This window comes from Paenibacillus sp. FSL K6-1096 (assembly GCF_037977055.1).
GTDB lineage: Bacteria > Bacillota > Bacilli > Paenibacillales > Paenibacillaceae > Paenibacillus_AQ.
This window is the reverse complement of the sequence record NZ_CP150274.1, coordinates 1,075,199-1,090,986: the sequence shown is the minus strand read 5'-3', so window position 1 is coordinate 1,090,986 and position 15,788 is coordinate 1,075,199. Positions and strand designations below refer to the sequence as shown.

21 protein-coding genes are annotated in these 15,788 nt (G+C 55.9%); all 21 read left to right on the top strand.

The genetic code is table 11. The annotated features are described in order from the left end of the window. Positions 1-9: 9 nt before the first annotated feature. The 21 genes from plsY to aroC all read left to right on the top strand — a co-directional run bounded on the left by plsY (position 10) and on the right by aroC (position 15,787). Positions 10-627 carry a glycerol-3-phosphate 1-O-acyltransferase PlsY gene (plsY, locus tag MHI24_RS04945; RefSeq protein WP_340024456.1) on the top strand — a complete coding sequence of 206 codons (618 nt, stop codon included), beginning with the start codon at positions 10-12 and terminating at the stop codon, positions 625-627. Continuing rightward, entirely contained in the window at positions 620-1,660 is a 1,041-nt protein-coding gene (locus MHI24_RS04940; RefSeq protein ID WP_340024455.1) for an NAD(P)H-dependent glycerol-3-phosphate dehydrogenase, read from the top strand. Before plsY ends, MHI24_RS04940 begins: the two co-directional genes overlap by 8 nt. 66 nt (positions 1,661-1,726) lie before the next feature. Continuing rightward, a complete protein-coding gene (locus tag MHI24_RS04935) occupies positions 1,727-2,002 on the top strand; it encodes a stage VI sporulation protein F (RefSeq protein ID WP_340024453.1) in 276 nt (91 codons plus the stop codon). Between the two features lie 104 nt (positions 2,003-2,106). Further along, entirely contained in the window at positions 2,107-2,286 is a 180-nt protein-coding gene (locus MHI24_RS04930) for a DUF2768 family protein (protein ID WP_340024452.1), read from the top strand. 88 nt (positions 2,287-2,374) lie between these two features. Next, the gene (locus tag MHI24_RS04925) at positions 2,375-3,010 is read left to right on the top strand and encodes a hypothetical protein (protein WP_340024451.1); all 636 of its coding nucleotides are present in this window, start codon (positions 2,375-2,377) and stop codon (positions 3,008-3,010) included. Between the two features lie 22 nt (positions 3,011-3,032). Further along, positions 3,033-3,398 (top strand): 2Fe-2S iron-sulfur cluster-binding protein, encoded by a 366-nt coding sequence (locus tag MHI24_RS04920; protein WP_340024450.1) that lies wholly within the window; start codon positions 3,033-3,035, stop codon positions 3,396-3,398. Between the two features lie 52 nt (positions 3,399-3,450). After that, positions 3,451-4,215: a hypothetical protein gene (locus MHI24_RS04915; protein WP_340024449.1), complete on the top strand. Its 765-nt coding sequence runs from the start codon at positions 3,451-3,453 to the stop codon at positions 4,213-4,215. A 400-nt stretch (positions 4,216-4,615) separates the two neighbouring features. Continuing rightward, positions 4,616-6,094 (top strand): stage IV sporulation protein A, encoded by a 1,479-nt coding sequence (spoIVA, locus tag MHI24_RS04910; RefSeq protein WP_340024448.1) that lies wholly within the window; start codon positions 4,616-4,618, stop codon positions 6,092-6,094. Between the two features lie 352 nt (positions 6,095-6,446). Further along, the gene (locus tag MHI24_RS04905; protein WP_042178229.1) at positions 6,447-6,719 is read left to right on the top strand and encodes an HU family DNA-binding protein; all 273 of its coding nucleotides are present in this window, start codon (positions 6,447-6,449) and stop codon (positions 6,717-6,719) included. 100 nt (positions 6,720-6,819) lie between these two features. Continuing rightward, positions 6,820-7,068 carry a trp RNA-binding attenuation protein MtrB gene (mtrB, locus tag MHI24_RS04900; RefSeq protein WP_238650053.1) on the top strand — a complete coding sequence of 83 codons (249 nt, stop codon included), beginning with the start codon at positions 6,820-6,822 and terminating at the stop codon, positions 7,066-7,068. Positions 7,069-7,191: 123 nt separating this feature from the next. Further along, the gene (locus tag MHI24_RS04895) at positions 7,192-7,731 is read left to right on the top strand and encodes a hypothetical protein (protein WP_340024447.1); all 540 of its coding nucleotides are present in this window, start codon (positions 7,192-7,194) and stop codon (positions 7,729-7,731) included. A 114-nt stretch (positions 7,732-7,845) separates the two neighbouring features. Next, positions 7,846-8,715 (top strand): heptaprenyl diphosphate synthase component 1, encoded by an 870-nt coding sequence (locus MHI24_RS04890; protein ID WP_340024446.1) that lies wholly within the window; start codon positions 7,846-7,848, stop codon positions 8,713-8,715. A gap of 3 nt (positions 8,716-8,718) precedes the next feature. Next, the gene (locus tag MHI24_RS04885; protein ID WP_340024445.1) at positions 8,719-9,468 is read left to right on the top strand and encodes a demethylmenaquinone methyltransferase; all 750 of its coding nucleotides are present in this window, start codon (positions 8,719-8,721) and stop codon (positions 9,466-9,468) included. Next, positions 9,461-10,336, top strand: coding sequence for a UbiA-like polyprenyltransferase (locus MHI24_RS04880; RefSeq protein ID WP_340024444.1), 876 nt, complete (start codon positions 9,461-9,463; stop codon positions 10,334-10,336). Before MHI24_RS04885 ends, MHI24_RS04880 begins: the two co-directional genes overlap by 8 nt. Continuing rightward, positions 10,333-10,935 carry a flavin prenyltransferase UbiX gene (locus MHI24_RS04875; RefSeq protein WP_340024443.1) on the top strand — a complete coding sequence of 201 codons (603 nt, stop codon included), beginning with the start codon at positions 10,333-10,335 and terminating at the stop codon, positions 10,933-10,935. Before MHI24_RS04880 ends, MHI24_RS04875 begins: the two co-directional genes overlap by 4 nt. Positions 10,936-10,938: 3 nt before the next feature. Beyond that, complete coding sequence (locus MHI24_RS04870) at positions 10,939-11,799, top strand: menaquinone biosynthesis protein (protein ID WP_340024442.1); 861 nt, start codon at positions 10,939-10,941, stop codon at positions 11,797-11,799. After that, positions 11,796-12,764: a polyprenyl synthetase family protein gene (locus MHI24_RS04865; RefSeq protein WP_340024441.1), complete on the top strand. Its 969-nt coding sequence runs from the start codon at positions 11,796-11,798 to the stop codon at positions 12,762-12,764. Before MHI24_RS04870 ends, MHI24_RS04865 begins: the two co-directional genes overlap by 4 nt. Positions 12,765-12,875: 111 nt before the next feature. Beyond that, complete coding sequence (gene ndk, locus MHI24_RS04860) at positions 12,876-13,319, top strand: nucleoside-diphosphate kinase (protein WP_340024440.1); 444 nt, start codon at positions 12,876-12,878, stop codon at positions 13,317-13,319. Between the two features lie 27 nt (positions 13,320-13,346). Further along, the gene (locus tag MHI24_RS04855) at positions 13,347-14,150 is read left to right on the top strand and encodes a protein-glutamate O-methyltransferase CheR (RefSeq protein ID WP_340024439.1); all 804 of its coding nucleotides are present in this window, start codon (positions 13,347-13,349) and stop codon (positions 14,148-14,150) included. Positions 14,151-14,260: 110 nt separating this feature from the next. Then, on the top strand, positions 14,261-14,434 hold the full coding sequence (locus MHI24_RS04850) for a hypothetical protein (protein ID WP_340024438.1): 174 nt from the start codon (positions 14,261-14,263) through the stop codon (positions 14,432-14,434). A gap of 183 nt (positions 14,435-14,617) precedes the next feature. Further along, on the top strand, positions 14,618-15,787 hold the full coding sequence (gene aroC, locus MHI24_RS04845) for a chorismate synthase (RefSeq protein WP_340024437.1): 1,170 nt from the start codon (positions 14,618-14,620) through the stop codon (positions 15,785-15,787). Position 15,788: the final 1 nt, after the last annotated feature.

Sequence of the window (15,788 nt, the reverse complement as noted above, 5' to 3'; positions counted from 1 at the left end):
GAGAAGACAGTGGCGTTAGAACTTCTGGTAATCGTTATCAGCTATTTGCTTGGCTCCGTCAGCTTCAGCGTGTTGCTTGCCCGGTTGCTCAAAGGCATTGATATCCGCCAGTACGGAAGCGGCAATGCAGGAGCAACCAATACGCTGCGGGTACTCGGGAAGGGACCGGCCATTCTTGTGCTGCTTCTGGACGTCCTGAAGGGAATTGCTGCAGTGTGGCTTGGCACATGGATCGGCGGATGGGGAACCTGGGTCGCTGTGGCCTGCGGCCTTGCGGCCATTGCAGGGCATAACTGGCCGCTTTATTTTCACTTTCGTGGTGGGAAAGGCATCGCTACAACGATTGGTGTAATGGCTACACTGGTGTTCTGGCCGGCGCTGATCGCAGGGATCATTGCCATTCTCGCGATTGTGTTCACCCGCTATGTCTCGCTGGGTTCCCTGATCTTCGTAGCCCTTACGCCGGTATTTCTGCTGTTCACGGAGTACACGGCCCCTGAGCTGTGGGGGAGCCTCATTATCGTGCTGTTCGCCTTCTGGCGTCACCGCACCAATATTGTGAAGATCTCGCAGGGCCGGGAGAACAAGATCGGCTCCAAAGCGAAGGAGGGGAACCGCGTTGTCTGATAAAGTAACCGTGCTGGTCGCGGGCAGCTGGGGAACGGCACTGGCTACCGTGCTGGCGGCCAACCATTCGGAGGTTTATCTGTGGACGCGCAAGCCGGAACAGGCTGCTGAGATTAACGGCAGCCATACGAATCAGCATTATCTGCCGGGAATCAGTCTCCCCGGGAATATCATCGCCACCACGGATATGGAGGCTGCGGTCTCCGGCTCCCGGGCGGTCGTGATTGTTGCGCCCTCTTCTGCGATGCGCCAGGTGGCGCGCAGCTTGAAGCCGTTCTGGAAGCCGGAGATGCTCTGTATCCATGCGACCAAGGGTTTCGAGACGGAGAGCATGAAGCGGATGTCGACTGTGATCTCGGAGGAGCTGGGCTGCAGTGAAGGCGAGATTGTCGTCCTCTCCGGGCCGAGCCATGCAGAGGAAGTCGTCCGGCTCTGCCCGACCACCGTGGTGGTAGCTTCGCCGGATGACAACCGCTCTGCGGCAGCGCAGGGGCTGTTCATCAACAATGACTTCCGGGTCTATACGAACCGCGATCAGCTTGGGGTAGAGCTGGCCGGAGCGCTTAAGAACATTATTGCTCTGGGTGCCGGGCTGTCCGACGGACTGGGCTTCGGCGACAATGCCAAAGCGGCGCTGCTTACGCGCGGACTGGCTGAAATCTCCCGTGTCGGCGTAGAGATGGGAGCCAATCCTCTGACCTTCGCCGGCCTGGCCGGACTTGGCGACCTCGTCGTTACCGCGACCAGCCAGCACAGCCGCAACTGGCGTGCCGGTTCCATGCTGGGCCAGGGCCGTCCCTTAGCCGAGGTGCTGGAATCGATGGGCATGGTGGTGGAGGGCATCCGCACCACGGAAGCAGCATATGCGATCTCTCTTAAGGCAGGGGTGCAGATGCCGATTACCGACCAGATCTACCATGTGCTGTTCAAGGGCAGAACGCCGCGCAGCGCGGTGGAGGCCCTGATGGGCCGTGACCGCAAGACAGAGATGGAGGCCATCCCGCAGGAGACCTGGGAGCAGTGGCACACCTGATCACGTTCACCTTTTACCGCTTCCCCTCATATGTTGTAATGGGGATTGACGGAGGAGGGATGAATAGTGAGCAGAGATTTTTCCAAGGATGCACTGAAGGCGATCAACAAGAAGACCGGCAAAAATATTTCCGAGAGTGCCATCAAAAAGCTGGCCGGTACGGTCAAGCCGAGCACTACCCAGAATGAAGCCCAGCTCCGCCAGTTGATCAAGCAGGTGTCAGCCATGGCCAAAGTGCCGGTCAGCGAGTCTACCGTACAGGAGATCGTCAATGCTGTCAAAAAAGGCGGAGCCGGCACGGGCTCGATGGAATCTTTGATGAAAATGATGCTGAAAAAATAGCATGAGTACTAGGGCGTGGCCATTCCTTCTGGGGGTGGCCCTTTTTCGTGTTTCACGCTATAATAGTCGCAATCCGGGTAAAGTGGAATGGAGGCGCATGAGCAATGGACCCGATGACAAAGATGTGGCTGTCTCTGATTGCGGTATTGATTATGGGCTTATCCGTTTTTCTGATTACATTTGCACGCAACAAAACCAGGGGCCTGCTTAGAGTGGTTCTGTCCGTCCTTGCCTTTATATTTCTGCTGATTGGAATTCTGGGCGGGGCCGCTTCAATTATGTAAGCAGTTACAACACGTTAAGACAGACATATTTCTGATTTCTGAGAGAATCGCTTTGATGATTTTACAGGAATGGGGCGTGTGTAGTTCTATGACGGGTTCAGGGATTCCCTTTGCAGTGGAGACGGCGCTCTCCCGCATTGTGGACGAATTAGACTTCTGCGGGACAAGCAAGCCGCCGGTATGGCTGCTCGGAGGCAGCTGCGGCCTGCTGCTGCACGGGGTTCAGCTGTCGGCACCTCCGCGCGATATCGATCTCTATTGTGATCTGGAGGATACCCCGCTGCTTCACCAGGCGCTTCAGAGGTACACGGTAAGCCGGCCGGAGGAAGACTTCAGCGGGGGCTGCTATTCCCAGCGCGGGCTGTATTATCTGGGAGAAGTGAAGGTGGAGCTGGTAGGCGGCTTCCGGATCGGGAGCAGCTCAGCACAATATGCCGTGGATGTCGGTATGCTGCAGGCTCATGCTCCTGTGTACTATTATGAAGGGATTGGACGGGTGCCGCTGATGCCGCTGGCCCACGAGCTGGTCTTCAATCTGCTGCGCGGCAGGGAGGACCGTTGCCAGGCGATCGTCGGAATGATTCGTGAGAATCTGGCCGTTCATCTGCCGCTATTGTATCAGCTCATCGATGAGAATCGGCTGGAGGGCAGCTTGCTTCCCAGACTGGAGCAGCTTCTGAGGTTATCCTCATCTTTACAAAATATAAATACTGCCGTGAATTGAATGAGAGAAGGGAGGGGGTCATATGAACAATTCCGGAGCAACGGTTACTTTCCTGCCGGACAACCGGAGCATCTCTGTTAAGACCGGTGTCTCGCTGCTGGAAGCGGTGCGCCGGGCCGGAATCGTCTTGCCCACCCGCTGCGGCGGCAAAGCGGGCTGCCTGATGTGCAAGGTGTCCGTAGAAGGCGGGGAAGCGGCGGCGCTGCGGCCTCCCGGGGATGCGGAGAGACGCAAGCTGGGCAGCCTGCTGGAGAAGGGAGTGCGGCTGGCTTGCCAGGCAACCGTACAGGGGGATGTCTGTGTACATATTCCCGAGGACCCGCTGAAGGCGGCTGTACGCCGCAGACTGGAGGCAGCCCGGCGCGGGGAAGCGGACGAGCTGTGGTGACTGCCTGGTTAGAGCAGATCCGCAGAGAGTGGAATCAGAGAGGAGCTTGGGAATGAAATTCATGCATCAGCATCAGTTGAAGCACCGTCTCCGGCGGCGAAGGACAGCGGTGCTGCCGCTGCTTGCCCTGTGGATCTTATCCCTTGGCGGCTGCATGTATCCCGGTGATCAGCAGCAGCAGCAAGGCAGCGGATACCGTGAGAGTGTGAAGCGGGTGCAGGCGGCTGTGGACGACTATCAGGCAGAGACCGGCCTGCTGCCGATGCTGACCGCTGATGAGGCCGTGCCTAAATATGAGAAGTTCGTAGTTGACCTGCATAAGCTGAACCTGGAGGGCTATCTGGACGAGATTCCGTCAGCCGCATTCGAGAAGGGCGGCAGCGTGTATTTTCTGATCCAGGACGAGGAGAATGATCCCAAGGTCAAATTAATGGACCTGGTCACGGTCCAGAAAGTTAATGATGTCCAGCGTAAGGTGAACCTCTACAAGTCTGCGCACGGCGGTAAGCTGCCTGCGGGAGAGGAGCTGTACCCCGGCTTGTTTGCGGTCGATGCCAAGCGGGCGGGAACAGAGGCGCTGAAGCTGAGCAGCGTCTACTCCGGCCAGCCGCTGGAGTTCCTGATGGACAAGGAAGGCACAGTCTATGCCGATTACAGCGCCGATATCGCCTCAGCGCTCGGCAAGAACGGCCATGAGCCTGAAGCAGGCCGGGACCTGCGCCAGGAGCTTGAGGAGGCCTCCTATTATGTGCCGGTCAAGTCGCTCCCTTATGAGTGGGAGGATGGCCGTCCGGTTCCGCAGGCCCCCAAGCAATAACGAAGTGATGTATAGCACCGGAATGCCTTTCCGGTGCTGTTTGGTGCGGGCGGGAAATGGCTGGAACCCCCAATAATTAGCAGTTCTACGAATTGAACCCTCTTCATAGACTTGATGAGAAGACTTCCGGGCGAGCGGGCATATGAAATTTCGGAGGGAAAATGCTCGGACGCTGGTCATAAATCCGCTATGGATACATATGATGATACTAGTCCAAATGCATGTCCGAGCATTCGGAGTTTAGCGCGGGGCATCTGCTTCCCGCTCAGGCATCAGCTAGGCTTCGGGCGGGCAAAGCTAGTCCGGTGGTTGTCCTGCAAGGGTCAGTTTGCCGGCGGAACGCGAAGTCGATGCTCTTCAGGCATTTTTTCTTCGGAGTACTATGAGGAGGGGATCTCTTTTGGAAAAAGTGGATATTTTCAAGGACATTGCCGAGCGTACCGGCGGAGACATTTATCTCGGCGTCGTCGGCGCGGTTCGCACGGGGAAATCGACATTCATCAAACGCTTCATGGAAACGATCGTTCTGCCGAACATCACCAGTGAGGCAGACCGGGTAAGAGCGGTCGATGAGCTGCCGCAGAGTGCGGCCGGCAAAACGATCATGACCACAGAGCCTAAATTCGTGCCGAACAATGCGGTGCAGATTAAGGTTACCGAAGGGCTTGAGGTTAACGTCCGGCTGGTGGATTGTGTGGGGTATGCGGTTGAAGGGGCAAAAGGATATGAGGATGAGAACGGGCCGCGCATGATCTCGACTCCGTGGTTCGAGGAGCCGATTCCCTTCCAGGAAGCGGCTGAAATCGGCACACGCAAGGTCATTCAGGAGCATTCCACGCTGGGTGTGGTCGTGACGACGGACGGAACCATCGCCGAGATCCCCCGGGCCTCTTATGTGGAGTCCGAGGAACGTGTGATCGCCGAGCTGAAGGAGGTTGGCAAGCCGTTCGTGCTCGTCATTAACTCCACCCGGCCACGCAGCGAGGAAGCCCAGCAGCTCCGCAGCGAGCTGGCCGTCAAATATGATATTCCGGTCATGACCCTCAGCGCTGCAAATATGACAGAGGACGATGTAACCGGTGTACTGCGCGAAGTGCTGTACGAATTCCCGGTGCATGAAGTCAATGTGAACCTGCCGAGCTGGGTGATGGTGCTGGGCGAGAACCACTGGCTGCGCAGCAGCTATGAGAATTCCGTCCGCGATACCGTGAAGGATATCCGCCGTCTGCGTGACGTGGACCGGCTGGTCTCCCAGTTCACGGAGTATGATTTCATCGACAGGGCCGGCCTCAGCGGAATGAATATGGGGCAGGGCGTAGCCGAGATTGACCTTTATGCCCCGGAAGAGCTGTATGACCAGGTGCTAATGGAGGTTGTCGGGGTTGAGATCCGCGGCAAGGATCACTTGCTCCAGCTGATGCAGGACTTCTCCCATGCCAAGCGGGAGTATGACCGCTTCTCGGAAGCGCTGGAAATGGTCAAAACGACCGGATACGGTATCGCCGCACCATCACTGGCAGAGATGGCGCTCGATGAGCCTGAGCTGATCCGCCAGGGCTCGCGGTTCGGCGTCCGGCTGAAGGCTACCGCCCCTTCCATTCACATGATCCGTGTGGATGTCGAGTCTGAATTCTCGCCGATCATCGGCACGGAGAAGCAGAGCGAGGAGCTGGTGCGCTACCTGATGCAGGACTTCGAGAACGACCCGATCAAAATATGGGAGTCCGACATCTTCGGCCGTTCGCTCCACTCCATCGTCCGCGAGGGCATCCAGGGCAAGATTGCAATGATGCCGGACAATGCCCGCTACAAGCTGCAGGAAACGCTGGGCCGGATTATCAACGAAGGCTCGGGCGGCCTCATTGCCATTATCCTCTAAAGAAAATAGGCATTACCAGTTAAGAGCGGGAGCTATCCCGCTCTTTTGGCGTCCGCAGCCGCAGGGCATCTGCCCGAAAACGCTGGAATCTCTCAGGAAGGGCTCCGCTTTTACGGAATAATTGGTAGTAATAGACTGCGTGAACGAACCCAAAAGAATAGAAACCTGCTACTTTCTGCTCCTTTTTTGAGTAACGCCTTGAAATTATGGATGGGCTGTATTACTATAAGTTTGTTGCGCTTCTAGAAGAGAGGCGCCAGTATCTAGTAATAAACGGGATTATCACGTATATTTTGCGTTGAAACGGAAACAGTGTATGATACCGGAACTTTAATCAGGGAGGTGAAAAGACATGAATAAATCTGATTTGATCAATGTAGTGACCGAAGCAACTGAACTTCCCAAGAAGGATGCAACCAAAGCGGTAGATGCCGTTTTTGAAGCAATCACAAATGCCCTGCAAAGCGGAGATAAAGTTCAGCTGGTTGGATTCGGAAACTTTGAAGTGCGCGAACGCTCCGCACGCAAAGGCCGCAACCCGCAGACTGGTGAAGAAATCGAAATTCCTTCAAGCAAAGTGCCGGCATTCAAACCCGGTAAAGCGCTGAAAGACGGAATCAAATAAAGATTTCTACATATCTGCCCATTGTCTATGAATAACAACGATGCCGCCCTTCAAGGCGGCATTTGTGTTTAACACGTTCCTAACGTTGAGGAGGATTACGATGACGGAGAAGAAGAATGAAGTGAATCCTGCGCCGTCCGGCAGCGACTATATCGTAGTTAAGGCCAAGGAGAACGGTGTTCAGGTCATCGGGCTGACCCGTGGAATGGATACACGTTTTCACCATACGGAGAAGCTGGACAAAGGCGAGGTGCTCATTGCCCAATTCACCGATCATACCTCAGCCATGAAAATCCGCGGCAAGGCTGAAATCTGGAGCAAACACGGACAACTGGAGAGTGAAAGCTGAGAAGAGCAGGCATAGCCTGCTTTTTTTCAAAATATACCTATATAGATTGAGCCGCTGCCGGCCTTCCGCTAGAAGCCGTATAATCCTGTAAAGCAGCGGAAATTATGAGTAAGGGGGCTTATCATGAACCGGAGCTGGCTGATCGGAGCGGTGCTGCTGCTGAGTGCGGCAACCACCCTGGTGCTCCCGCAGCTGGCCGGCCTCGGGCCGGCGGCCAAGGGTGTCTATGGCGATGTAATGATTACCGGGCCGGGCAGCCGGATGCTGGAGGATGATAATCTGGTAGATGCGCTCAGCTCCGTTCCGTTCAGTCTTGCCATTGACAAGGCGGGCTGGGAGAATGGGGTGCTCTCACTGGATCTCAAGGTGAACAGCGATCATCATGAGCCTAAGGAGCTATACCGCAATATGGCGCTGGCGGTCGCTTTTGCCATTCAGGAGACGGATAACGTGGACCAGCTGCTGCTGCGTGTGGTGGCAGAGGATCAATGGCTGGATACCCGCCGTCTGCTGCTGGCCGGAGATATCCGCCGGAGCGAATGGAGCCCCCTGCTGCAGCAAGCGCTGGAGCATGCAGGCAATACACCGCTTCCGGAAGCCCTGAAGACCGGCCTGCGGATCAGTGAAAGCGAGCTGTGGAAAAAGCAGTTCATACATCCGTAAGCAGTGTTCAAGAAACTGCGGGCCCCCACTCGTGCGTGACCAAAAAACATGTGATATAATAGACAAGATTGTGAACAAAGTACTAGTCAAACGTCAATGGCTTCGGAGGCTGAAATGAAACCGTACCGCATACCGCAACTGGCAAAACCCTACACCGACTATGATATGATTCAGCGGCATACGGAACTGCCGCCGTTCTCAGACGGGCGGGGTCATTTGTTATATATTTTTCTGGGCAGAAGCCGGGGAACCGGATTTCAGCAGAGCGAGCTGTTCACGCTGGTGACCGGCCTGGTCCAGCTCGGGCTGGATACCCATGAGGGCATCGACCGTTATCAGGATGAGCCCGGAGGCGACATCATGCGTTCCCGCCAATTGAAGGTGCTGGCCGGTGATTATTTCAGCAGCTGGTTCTATCATCTGCTCGCCAAGCAAGGCCAGGTGGAGATGGTGGGCACGCTCAGCGAGGCAATCGCTGACTATAACGTGATGAAAGCCAAGCTCTACAGCAGGTTCAGCGGCGCGCTTATCCCGGCCGACCAATATTTGAAGCACACGGTACAGCTCAATATGCGGCTGTTTCTTTCATTTACGCCGCTGATTGAGGAATCCTTAAGAGAGAGCTGGCTGAAGCTGCTCGCTGAATTCAGCCTGTGCGAGACTGCGGCGCAGGAATTGCGCAGGGGGGAAACACCGGCGAATGCCCTGGAGGGCTATGCTTACTGGAAGGTGCTCGAATCGGCAACCGAGGAGGAACGCCAGCAGCTTCAGGGACAGACGCTGGAGCTTAAGGACTGGAAGAAGCTGAAGCTCAGGTGCAAATGCGATTCCCTGCTGACGGACAAGCTGCATACCTCGCTTGAATCCATCCGGGGGCTGCTGCAGGACATCAGGGACGAGGAGCTGGCCGGTGAGCTTCGGGCTGCACTGGACCGCCTGCTCATGCGTATGAAAATTTCGAGACAAGCTGCCGTGGAGGGTTAGAGAATGACAACAGATAAAACTTCAGTGACGGCGGAGGGCATCAAACCGAAAGAGCAATTCGTCCATTCCGTATTCGAGAGTATCGCCGGCAAGTATGATCTGATGAACGACATTCTGAGCTTCCGCCGCCATAAAGCCTGGCGCAGGTTCACGATGCGCAAGATGGGTATGAAGCCCGGCGATTCGGCCGTCGACTTGTGCTGCGGCACCTGCGACTGGAGCATCGCCCTGGCGGAGGCCAGCGGGACCGGCAGTGTGACGGGGCTGGATTTCAGCGCCGGAATGCTGGAGGTCGGACGGCGCAAGGTGGAGGCGCGGGGGCTTCAGGACCGCATCTCCCTGGTTCAGGGCAATGCGATGGAGCTGCCGTTCGGCGACAATTCCTTCGATTATGCCACCATCGGCTTCGGGCTGCGCAATGTGCCCGATCCTGTGCAGGTGCTGAATGAAATGAAGCGGGTGGTGAAGCCGGGCGGCATGGTAGTCTGCCTGGAGTTATCCAAGCCGATGAAGCAGCCGTTCAAAGGTATTTATTATTTCTATTTCCAGCGTGTGCTTCCGCTGCTCGGCAAGCTGTTCGCCAAGCGGTATGAGCAATATAAGTGGCTTCCAGAATCACTTGCACTGTTCCCTGACCGGCTTCAGCTTGAAGAGATCTTCCGGAATACCGGACTAGTCAAAGTGGAATCGTTCCCCTTGACCGGTGGCATCGCAGCGTTACATCTTGGGCTCAAGGAGAACTGTAATGTTTAAGAAAATCGGCATCTTTCTACAAATGATTAAATTTGAGCATACGGTTTTTGCTTTACCCTTTGCCTTCATGGGAGCTCTGCTCGGCTCCGTAGTCATGTTCGGCGAGCTGCCCTCCTGGAGCCAGATCGGCTGGGTGGTGGTGGCGATGTTCGGCGCCCGCAGCGCGGCAATGGGGCTGAACCGGCTGATTGACCGTATCAGTGATGCGAAGAACCCGAGAACGGCCGGCCGGGCGATTCCCGCAGGGCTGCTGAAGGTTGGCGAGGTGTTGCTGTTTATCGCGTTCTCCTTCTTCCTGCTGTTCTGGGCCTCCTTTAACCTTAATCCGCTGTCTACGAAGCTGCTGCCGATCGCCGTGTTCCTGCTGGTGTTTTATTCTTTCACCAAACGCTTCACCTGGGCCTGCCATCTGATTCTGGGTCTTACGATTGCCCTGGCTCCGCTTGGCGGTTGGGTAGCCGTAACCGGTACGGTGGACTGGACCGCGATGGTCTTTTATTTCACGATTGTGTTCTGGACCGCAGGCTTTGATATTATTTATTCCTGCCAGGATGTGGATTTCGACCGCAAGGAAGGGCTGTATTCGATCCCGGTGCGCTTCGGAGTCGCCGGCGCTCTTAGAATCGCTAAGGTATTCCATTTGCTAACGGGCCTCGGATTCATATCGCTGCTCTTTATGACGGATTTGAGCTGGTGGTATGTGGCCGGTATGCTGATTGCCTATATCATTTTGTTCTATGAGCATTATATTGTGTCCCCCGGAGATCTCAGCAAGCTGCAGACCGCCTTCTTCACCATGAACGGGGTGCTGAGCATTGTTGTCTTCTCCTTTACTCTGATTGACCTGGTGGTGCAGTTCTACAAATGAGCGAACTTAAGCCTAAGAACTTCGTGGTCGGCATCACCGGCGCAAGCGGCGGAGTCTACGGCATCCGGCTGACCGAAACTCTTCTCTCGCTCGGCTACACGGTGCATCTGGTTGTCAGCAATGCAGGCTGGCGTGTCTTCAAGGAAGAACTGGGCTATGCCGTCTCCGACCGGGAAGGGCTGCTGAACCAACTGTTCGGCGGCTGTCCCGGTTCTCTTCTGTATCACCCGGTGCAGGATATCGGCGCTTCGATTGCCAGCGGCTCCTTCCGGACCGAGGGCATGATTATTATGCCATGCTCGATGGGAACACTGTCTGCTGTAGCGCAGGGCAGCTCCGACAACCTGATGACCCGGGCGGCGGATGTAATGCTGAAGGAAGGGCGGCCGCTGGTCCTTGTTCCCCGGGAGACGCCGCTGCACGCCATTCACCTGGAGAATATGCTGAAGCTGTCCAGGCTGGGCGTGAAGCTGATTCCGGCGATGCCGGCATTCTATTACGGTCCGTCAACAATGGACGATCTGATTAACTTTATGGTGGGCAAGGTGCTCGACAGCTTCCAGATTGAACATACGTTATTTCGCAGATGGGGGGAATGAAGGATGACCCGCACTGAGCACACCATCATCGGCAAAATCAGCTATACCAATTCGTGGCCGGTCTATCATTACTTTGATCCCTCTGCGCTCAGCTTCCCGGCAGAGATGGTGAGTGCCGTCCCGGCTGTGCTGAATCAGGGGATGGCGGCGGGGGATATCCATGCAGGCGCGTTATCCTCCTTCGCTTATGCTGCCGCCAGCGACCGGCTGCTGCTCCTGCCGGGCCTCTCCGTCAGTGCTGACGGACCGGTCCGTTCCATTCTGCTCTTCTCCAGAAGACCGGCAGAGCAGATAGGCAGTGGAAGAATCGCAGTAACCAACACTTCGGCGACCTCGGTCAATCTGCTGAAGATCCTGATGCATAAGGCGCTGGGCGCATCTCCCGAGTATATCAGCGCCGAGCCTGATCTGGAGGCAATGATGAGCCGGGCCGAGGCCTGTCTGCTGATCGGCGATCATGCCATCCGCGCCTCCTGGCAGGATCACGGATACTATGTAACCGATCTTGGCGGACTGTGGAAGGAATGGACCGGACTGAGTATGACCTTCGCTGTATGGGCGGTCAACCGTACAGCGGCGGAACGCAGACCCGGAGCCATCGCCGAGATCTCGGAAGCCTTCGGGAACAGCAAGCTGCGCACACTGAAGGACATGAGTCCTGTCATTCATGAAGCTTGCCGCCTGATCGGAGGTACGGCCTCTTACTGGAAAGAGTACTTCAGCAATTTATGTTATGACTTTGGGGAAAGGCAGCAGGAAGGTCTGAATCTCTATTTCCGCTATGCCAATGACATGGGCCTGCTGCCGCAGGAAGTGAAGATGGAGCTGTGGAACCACAATCTGCTGACACGGGTGAAAGAATGAAGCGAATGCAAATTTTCGGCTTGCTGAACAAAGATATGGATCAGATTGAGAAAGAGCTCTACCGCAGTGTCCAGGGGGACGATGAGCTGCTGACCGAGACCTCGCTGCATCTGCTCAAGGCGGGAGGGAAGCGCCTGCGTCCGGTTTTTGTGCTGATGGGCGGCAAGTTCGGTGAGTACGACCTCGACAAGCTGAAGCGTGTTGCCATTCCGCTGGAGCTGATCCACAGCGCCTCGCTGGTTCATGATGATGTCATTGACGATGCAGAGCTGCGGCGCGGCGAGCCTACCGTCAAGGCGAAATGGGGCGACAAGATCGCCATGTATACGGGTGATTATATCTATGCCAAGGCTTTGGTGATGACCTCGGGGCTGAAGAATCCCCAGATTCATCAGATCCTTTCCAAAGCTATGGTAGAGATGTCCATCGGAGAGATGGAGCAGATCCGCGATTTCTTCAACAGCGGGCAGAGCGTGCGCCACTATCTGCGGAGAATCCGCCGCAAGACCGCACTGCTGATTGCCGTCAGCTGCCAGCTTGGCGCCCTGGCGGCAGATGCGGGGCAGGAGACCGCACGGCTGCTCTATAATTACGGATACAACGTGGGCATGGCGTTCCAGATCCGTGATGATCTGCTCGATCTCTCCGGAACAGAGAAGCAAATCGGCAAGCCGCCGGGAAGTGACATGCGGCAGGGGAATATCACCCTTCCGGTCATCTACAGCCTGCAGGATGAGCGGCTCCGCGCCGGACTGCTGGAGGAACTGGACCGGATTCGCGAAGGCAGCAGGGGAGTGGGCCGGGCGATCGACATGATCCTCTCGGGAGACGGAATATCCCGCGCGGAGGAGCTGGCTTCCAGGTATATTGCCAAAGCGCTGGAGGCGCTGGATCAGCTGCCGGGCAACCGGACCAAGCGCAATTTGCGCGACATCGCTTTTTTTGTAACCGGACGCGCTTACTAGGGTTAGAGATGGCCTCATAAATTAACGTTCACAGATGCCGGGGTTTCTGATAATATCAGACCATACACTCAGCAGAGTCATGAAGATTAAGCGAAAATGGAGAGTGACGTTATGGAACAGACATATCTGATGATCAAGCCGGATGGGGTACAACGCGGATTAATCGGGCGGATTGTCGCCCGCCTGGAGGATAAGGGCTTCAAGCTGGTGGCGGCTAAGCTGATTACCGTAACCGAAGCGCAGGCCAAGAAGCATTATGCCGAGCATGAGGGCAAGGATTTCTTCCCGGAGCTGGTGGGCTTCATTACCTCCGGTCCAGTGTTCGCTATGGTGTGGGAAGGTGATGATGTCATTGCCTTGTCGCGTCTGCTGATCGGCAAGACCAAGGTCGGGGAAGCTCTGCCCGGCACGATCCGCGGGGATTACGCGAGCCATACTCCGCTTAATCTGATCCACGGATCGGATTCGCCGGAAAGCGCAGCACGTGAAATCGCCAATTTCTTCGCTCCGGATGAGCTGGCGCAGTATAACAAAGACATTGCAGCCTGGATGTAACATCCGGCGGGAGACAGGAGAACGATTATGGCTGAACGTGAAGCATCCCCGGTAGCCCCGGACCCGGACTACGCCGGGTTTATTCATAATGTCAAGCAGAGCACCGGAATTGATCTGGCCCAGTACAAGGAAGCCCAGATGAAGCGCCGCCTGACCACCCTGCGCATGAAGAACGGATTTCATACGTTTAATGAATTTTTTGCAGCAATGATGAAGGACAAGGCTCTCTTCTATGAATTTCTCGACCGCATGACGATTAACGTCTCTGAATTCTGGCGCAATCCGAACCGCTGGGAGGTGCTCAGGGATGTTATTCTGCCGGAGCTGCAGCGTTCGGGCCGCCGGTTGAAGCTGTGGAGCGCTGCCTGCTCGACCGGAGAAGAGCCGTATACGCTGGCAATGATTCTCTCGGATAAAAATATTCTCAGCCAGACCGGCATTCTGGCAACCGATATTGACGACGGCGCCTTGGCCAAGGCCAAGCAGGGACTGTATCTGGAACGCTCCCTGAAGGATGTGCCGAAGGATGTGGCTGAGCGTTATTTCACACCGGATGGTCCGGTGTTCAAGGTCAGTGACGGACTGAAGAAGAATATTGACTTCCGCAAGCAGAATCTGCTGCTGGACAAATTCGATGAAGGCTTTGACCTGATTATCTGCCGCAACGTCATGATCTATTTCACAGAGGAAGCGAAGAATAAGCTGTACCACAAATTCTCGTCCAGTCTCAGACCCGGCGGCTATCTGTTTGTGGGCAGCACCGAACAGATTTTCACGCCTGCGCAATACGGCTTCGAGTCTACGGAGACCTTCTTCTACCGCAAGAAGTAAAGCGCTCTGTCTGACTATGCCTTAAGGTTGCGGAGGTATAATTTGGTTAATTATAAGTGATACTGGGAATTAGCAGGAACCTTACGCCAAGTGAAAGGTCGTTAACCCAGATGGACAAAAGCAAGGTCATCACCGCATACCAACGAGGTTTCCTTACGGTCCGCGAATGCGGGCAGATTCTCGGAATGGAGGAGCGGCAGCTGCAGAGTCTGCTTGCCTTGGAAGAGGGCAGATCCGTCCGCCGTCCTGCACCGGAGAATGACAGCCTGGAGACAGGCTCCTGAACGGAGACGCACAGGCAGCGCCGTTGTCTGCTCGATTGAGCAGAAGCGGCGCTGTTCTTATAATAGGGGCAGGCCGGAAGCGTTACTGCTTTCTTGTCAAAGCCGGGAGCCTATACTATAATAAGCAAAGACATTTAAGATTTTAGCGGTTTACAGTCCAAAAGTGTGAAGGGGGAACGCAGCATGAGTTTACGCTATTTGACAGCGGGGGAAACGCACGGCCCCCAGCTTACTGCCATTATTGAAGGGTTGCCCAGTAATTTGACGATTGATTTCGAAGCGCTTAATTTCCAGCTGCACCGCAGACAGAAGGGCTACGGCCGCGGACGGCGGATGCAGATTGAGAAGGATACTGCCCAGATTGTAGGCGGTGTGCGCCACGGGTATACCACCGGGGCCCCGGTTGCGCTTGTCGTGGAGAACAAGGACTGGACCCACTGGAGAAATATCATGAATATTGAGCCCGTTCCGGGCAGCGATGAAGAGAAACGCCGGGTGAACCGTCCGCGTCCGGGACATGCTGACCTGAACGGCGGCCTCAAGTATAATCTGACGGATCTGCGCAACGTTCTGGAGCGCTCCAGCGCCCGGGAGACGGCGGCCAGAGTAGCTGTCGGCGCAGTAGCCCGCCAGTTCCTTGCAGCCTTCGGTGTGAAGATTGCCGGACAGGTAATCCGCATCGGTGAAATCGAAGCGCCGGCGAACCAGCTCTCCGTGGATGAGCTGATTGCGCAGACCGAGGAATCCTCTGTGCGGGTGGTCGATAAGGAAACCGAGAAGAAGATGGAGGCCTACATAGACAAGATCAAGGAGGAAGGCGACTCTGTCGGCGGGATTGTGGAATGTATCGTCGAAGGTCTGCCGGTCGGCCTTGGCAGCCATGTGCAGTCGGACCGCAAGCTGGATTCGGCCATTGCCGGAGCAGTTGTCTCGATCAATGCCTTCAAGGGCGTGGAGATAGGCATCGGCTTCGAGGCGGGCAAGCTGCGCGGCTCCCAGGTTCATGACGAGATCATGTATGAAGCCTCCAGAGGCTACTACCGGGCAAGCAACCGGCTCGGCGGCTTCGAGGGCGGTATGACCAACGGAATGCCGGTGGTCGTCCGCGGCGTGATGAAGCCGATTCCTACCCTGTATAAGCCGCTGCAGAGCGTGGATATCGATACGAAGGAGCCGTTCACAGCCCAGGTGGAACGTTCGGATGCCTGTGCCGTTCCGGCTGCCTGCGTCGTGCTGGAGAGTGTCGTGGCCTGGGAGATTGCCAAGGCGTTCCTGGACAAGTTCGGCGGCGATTCCATGGAAGAGATCCGCGCCAACTACAATCATTACCTGACACAGCTGGAGAGCTATTAAG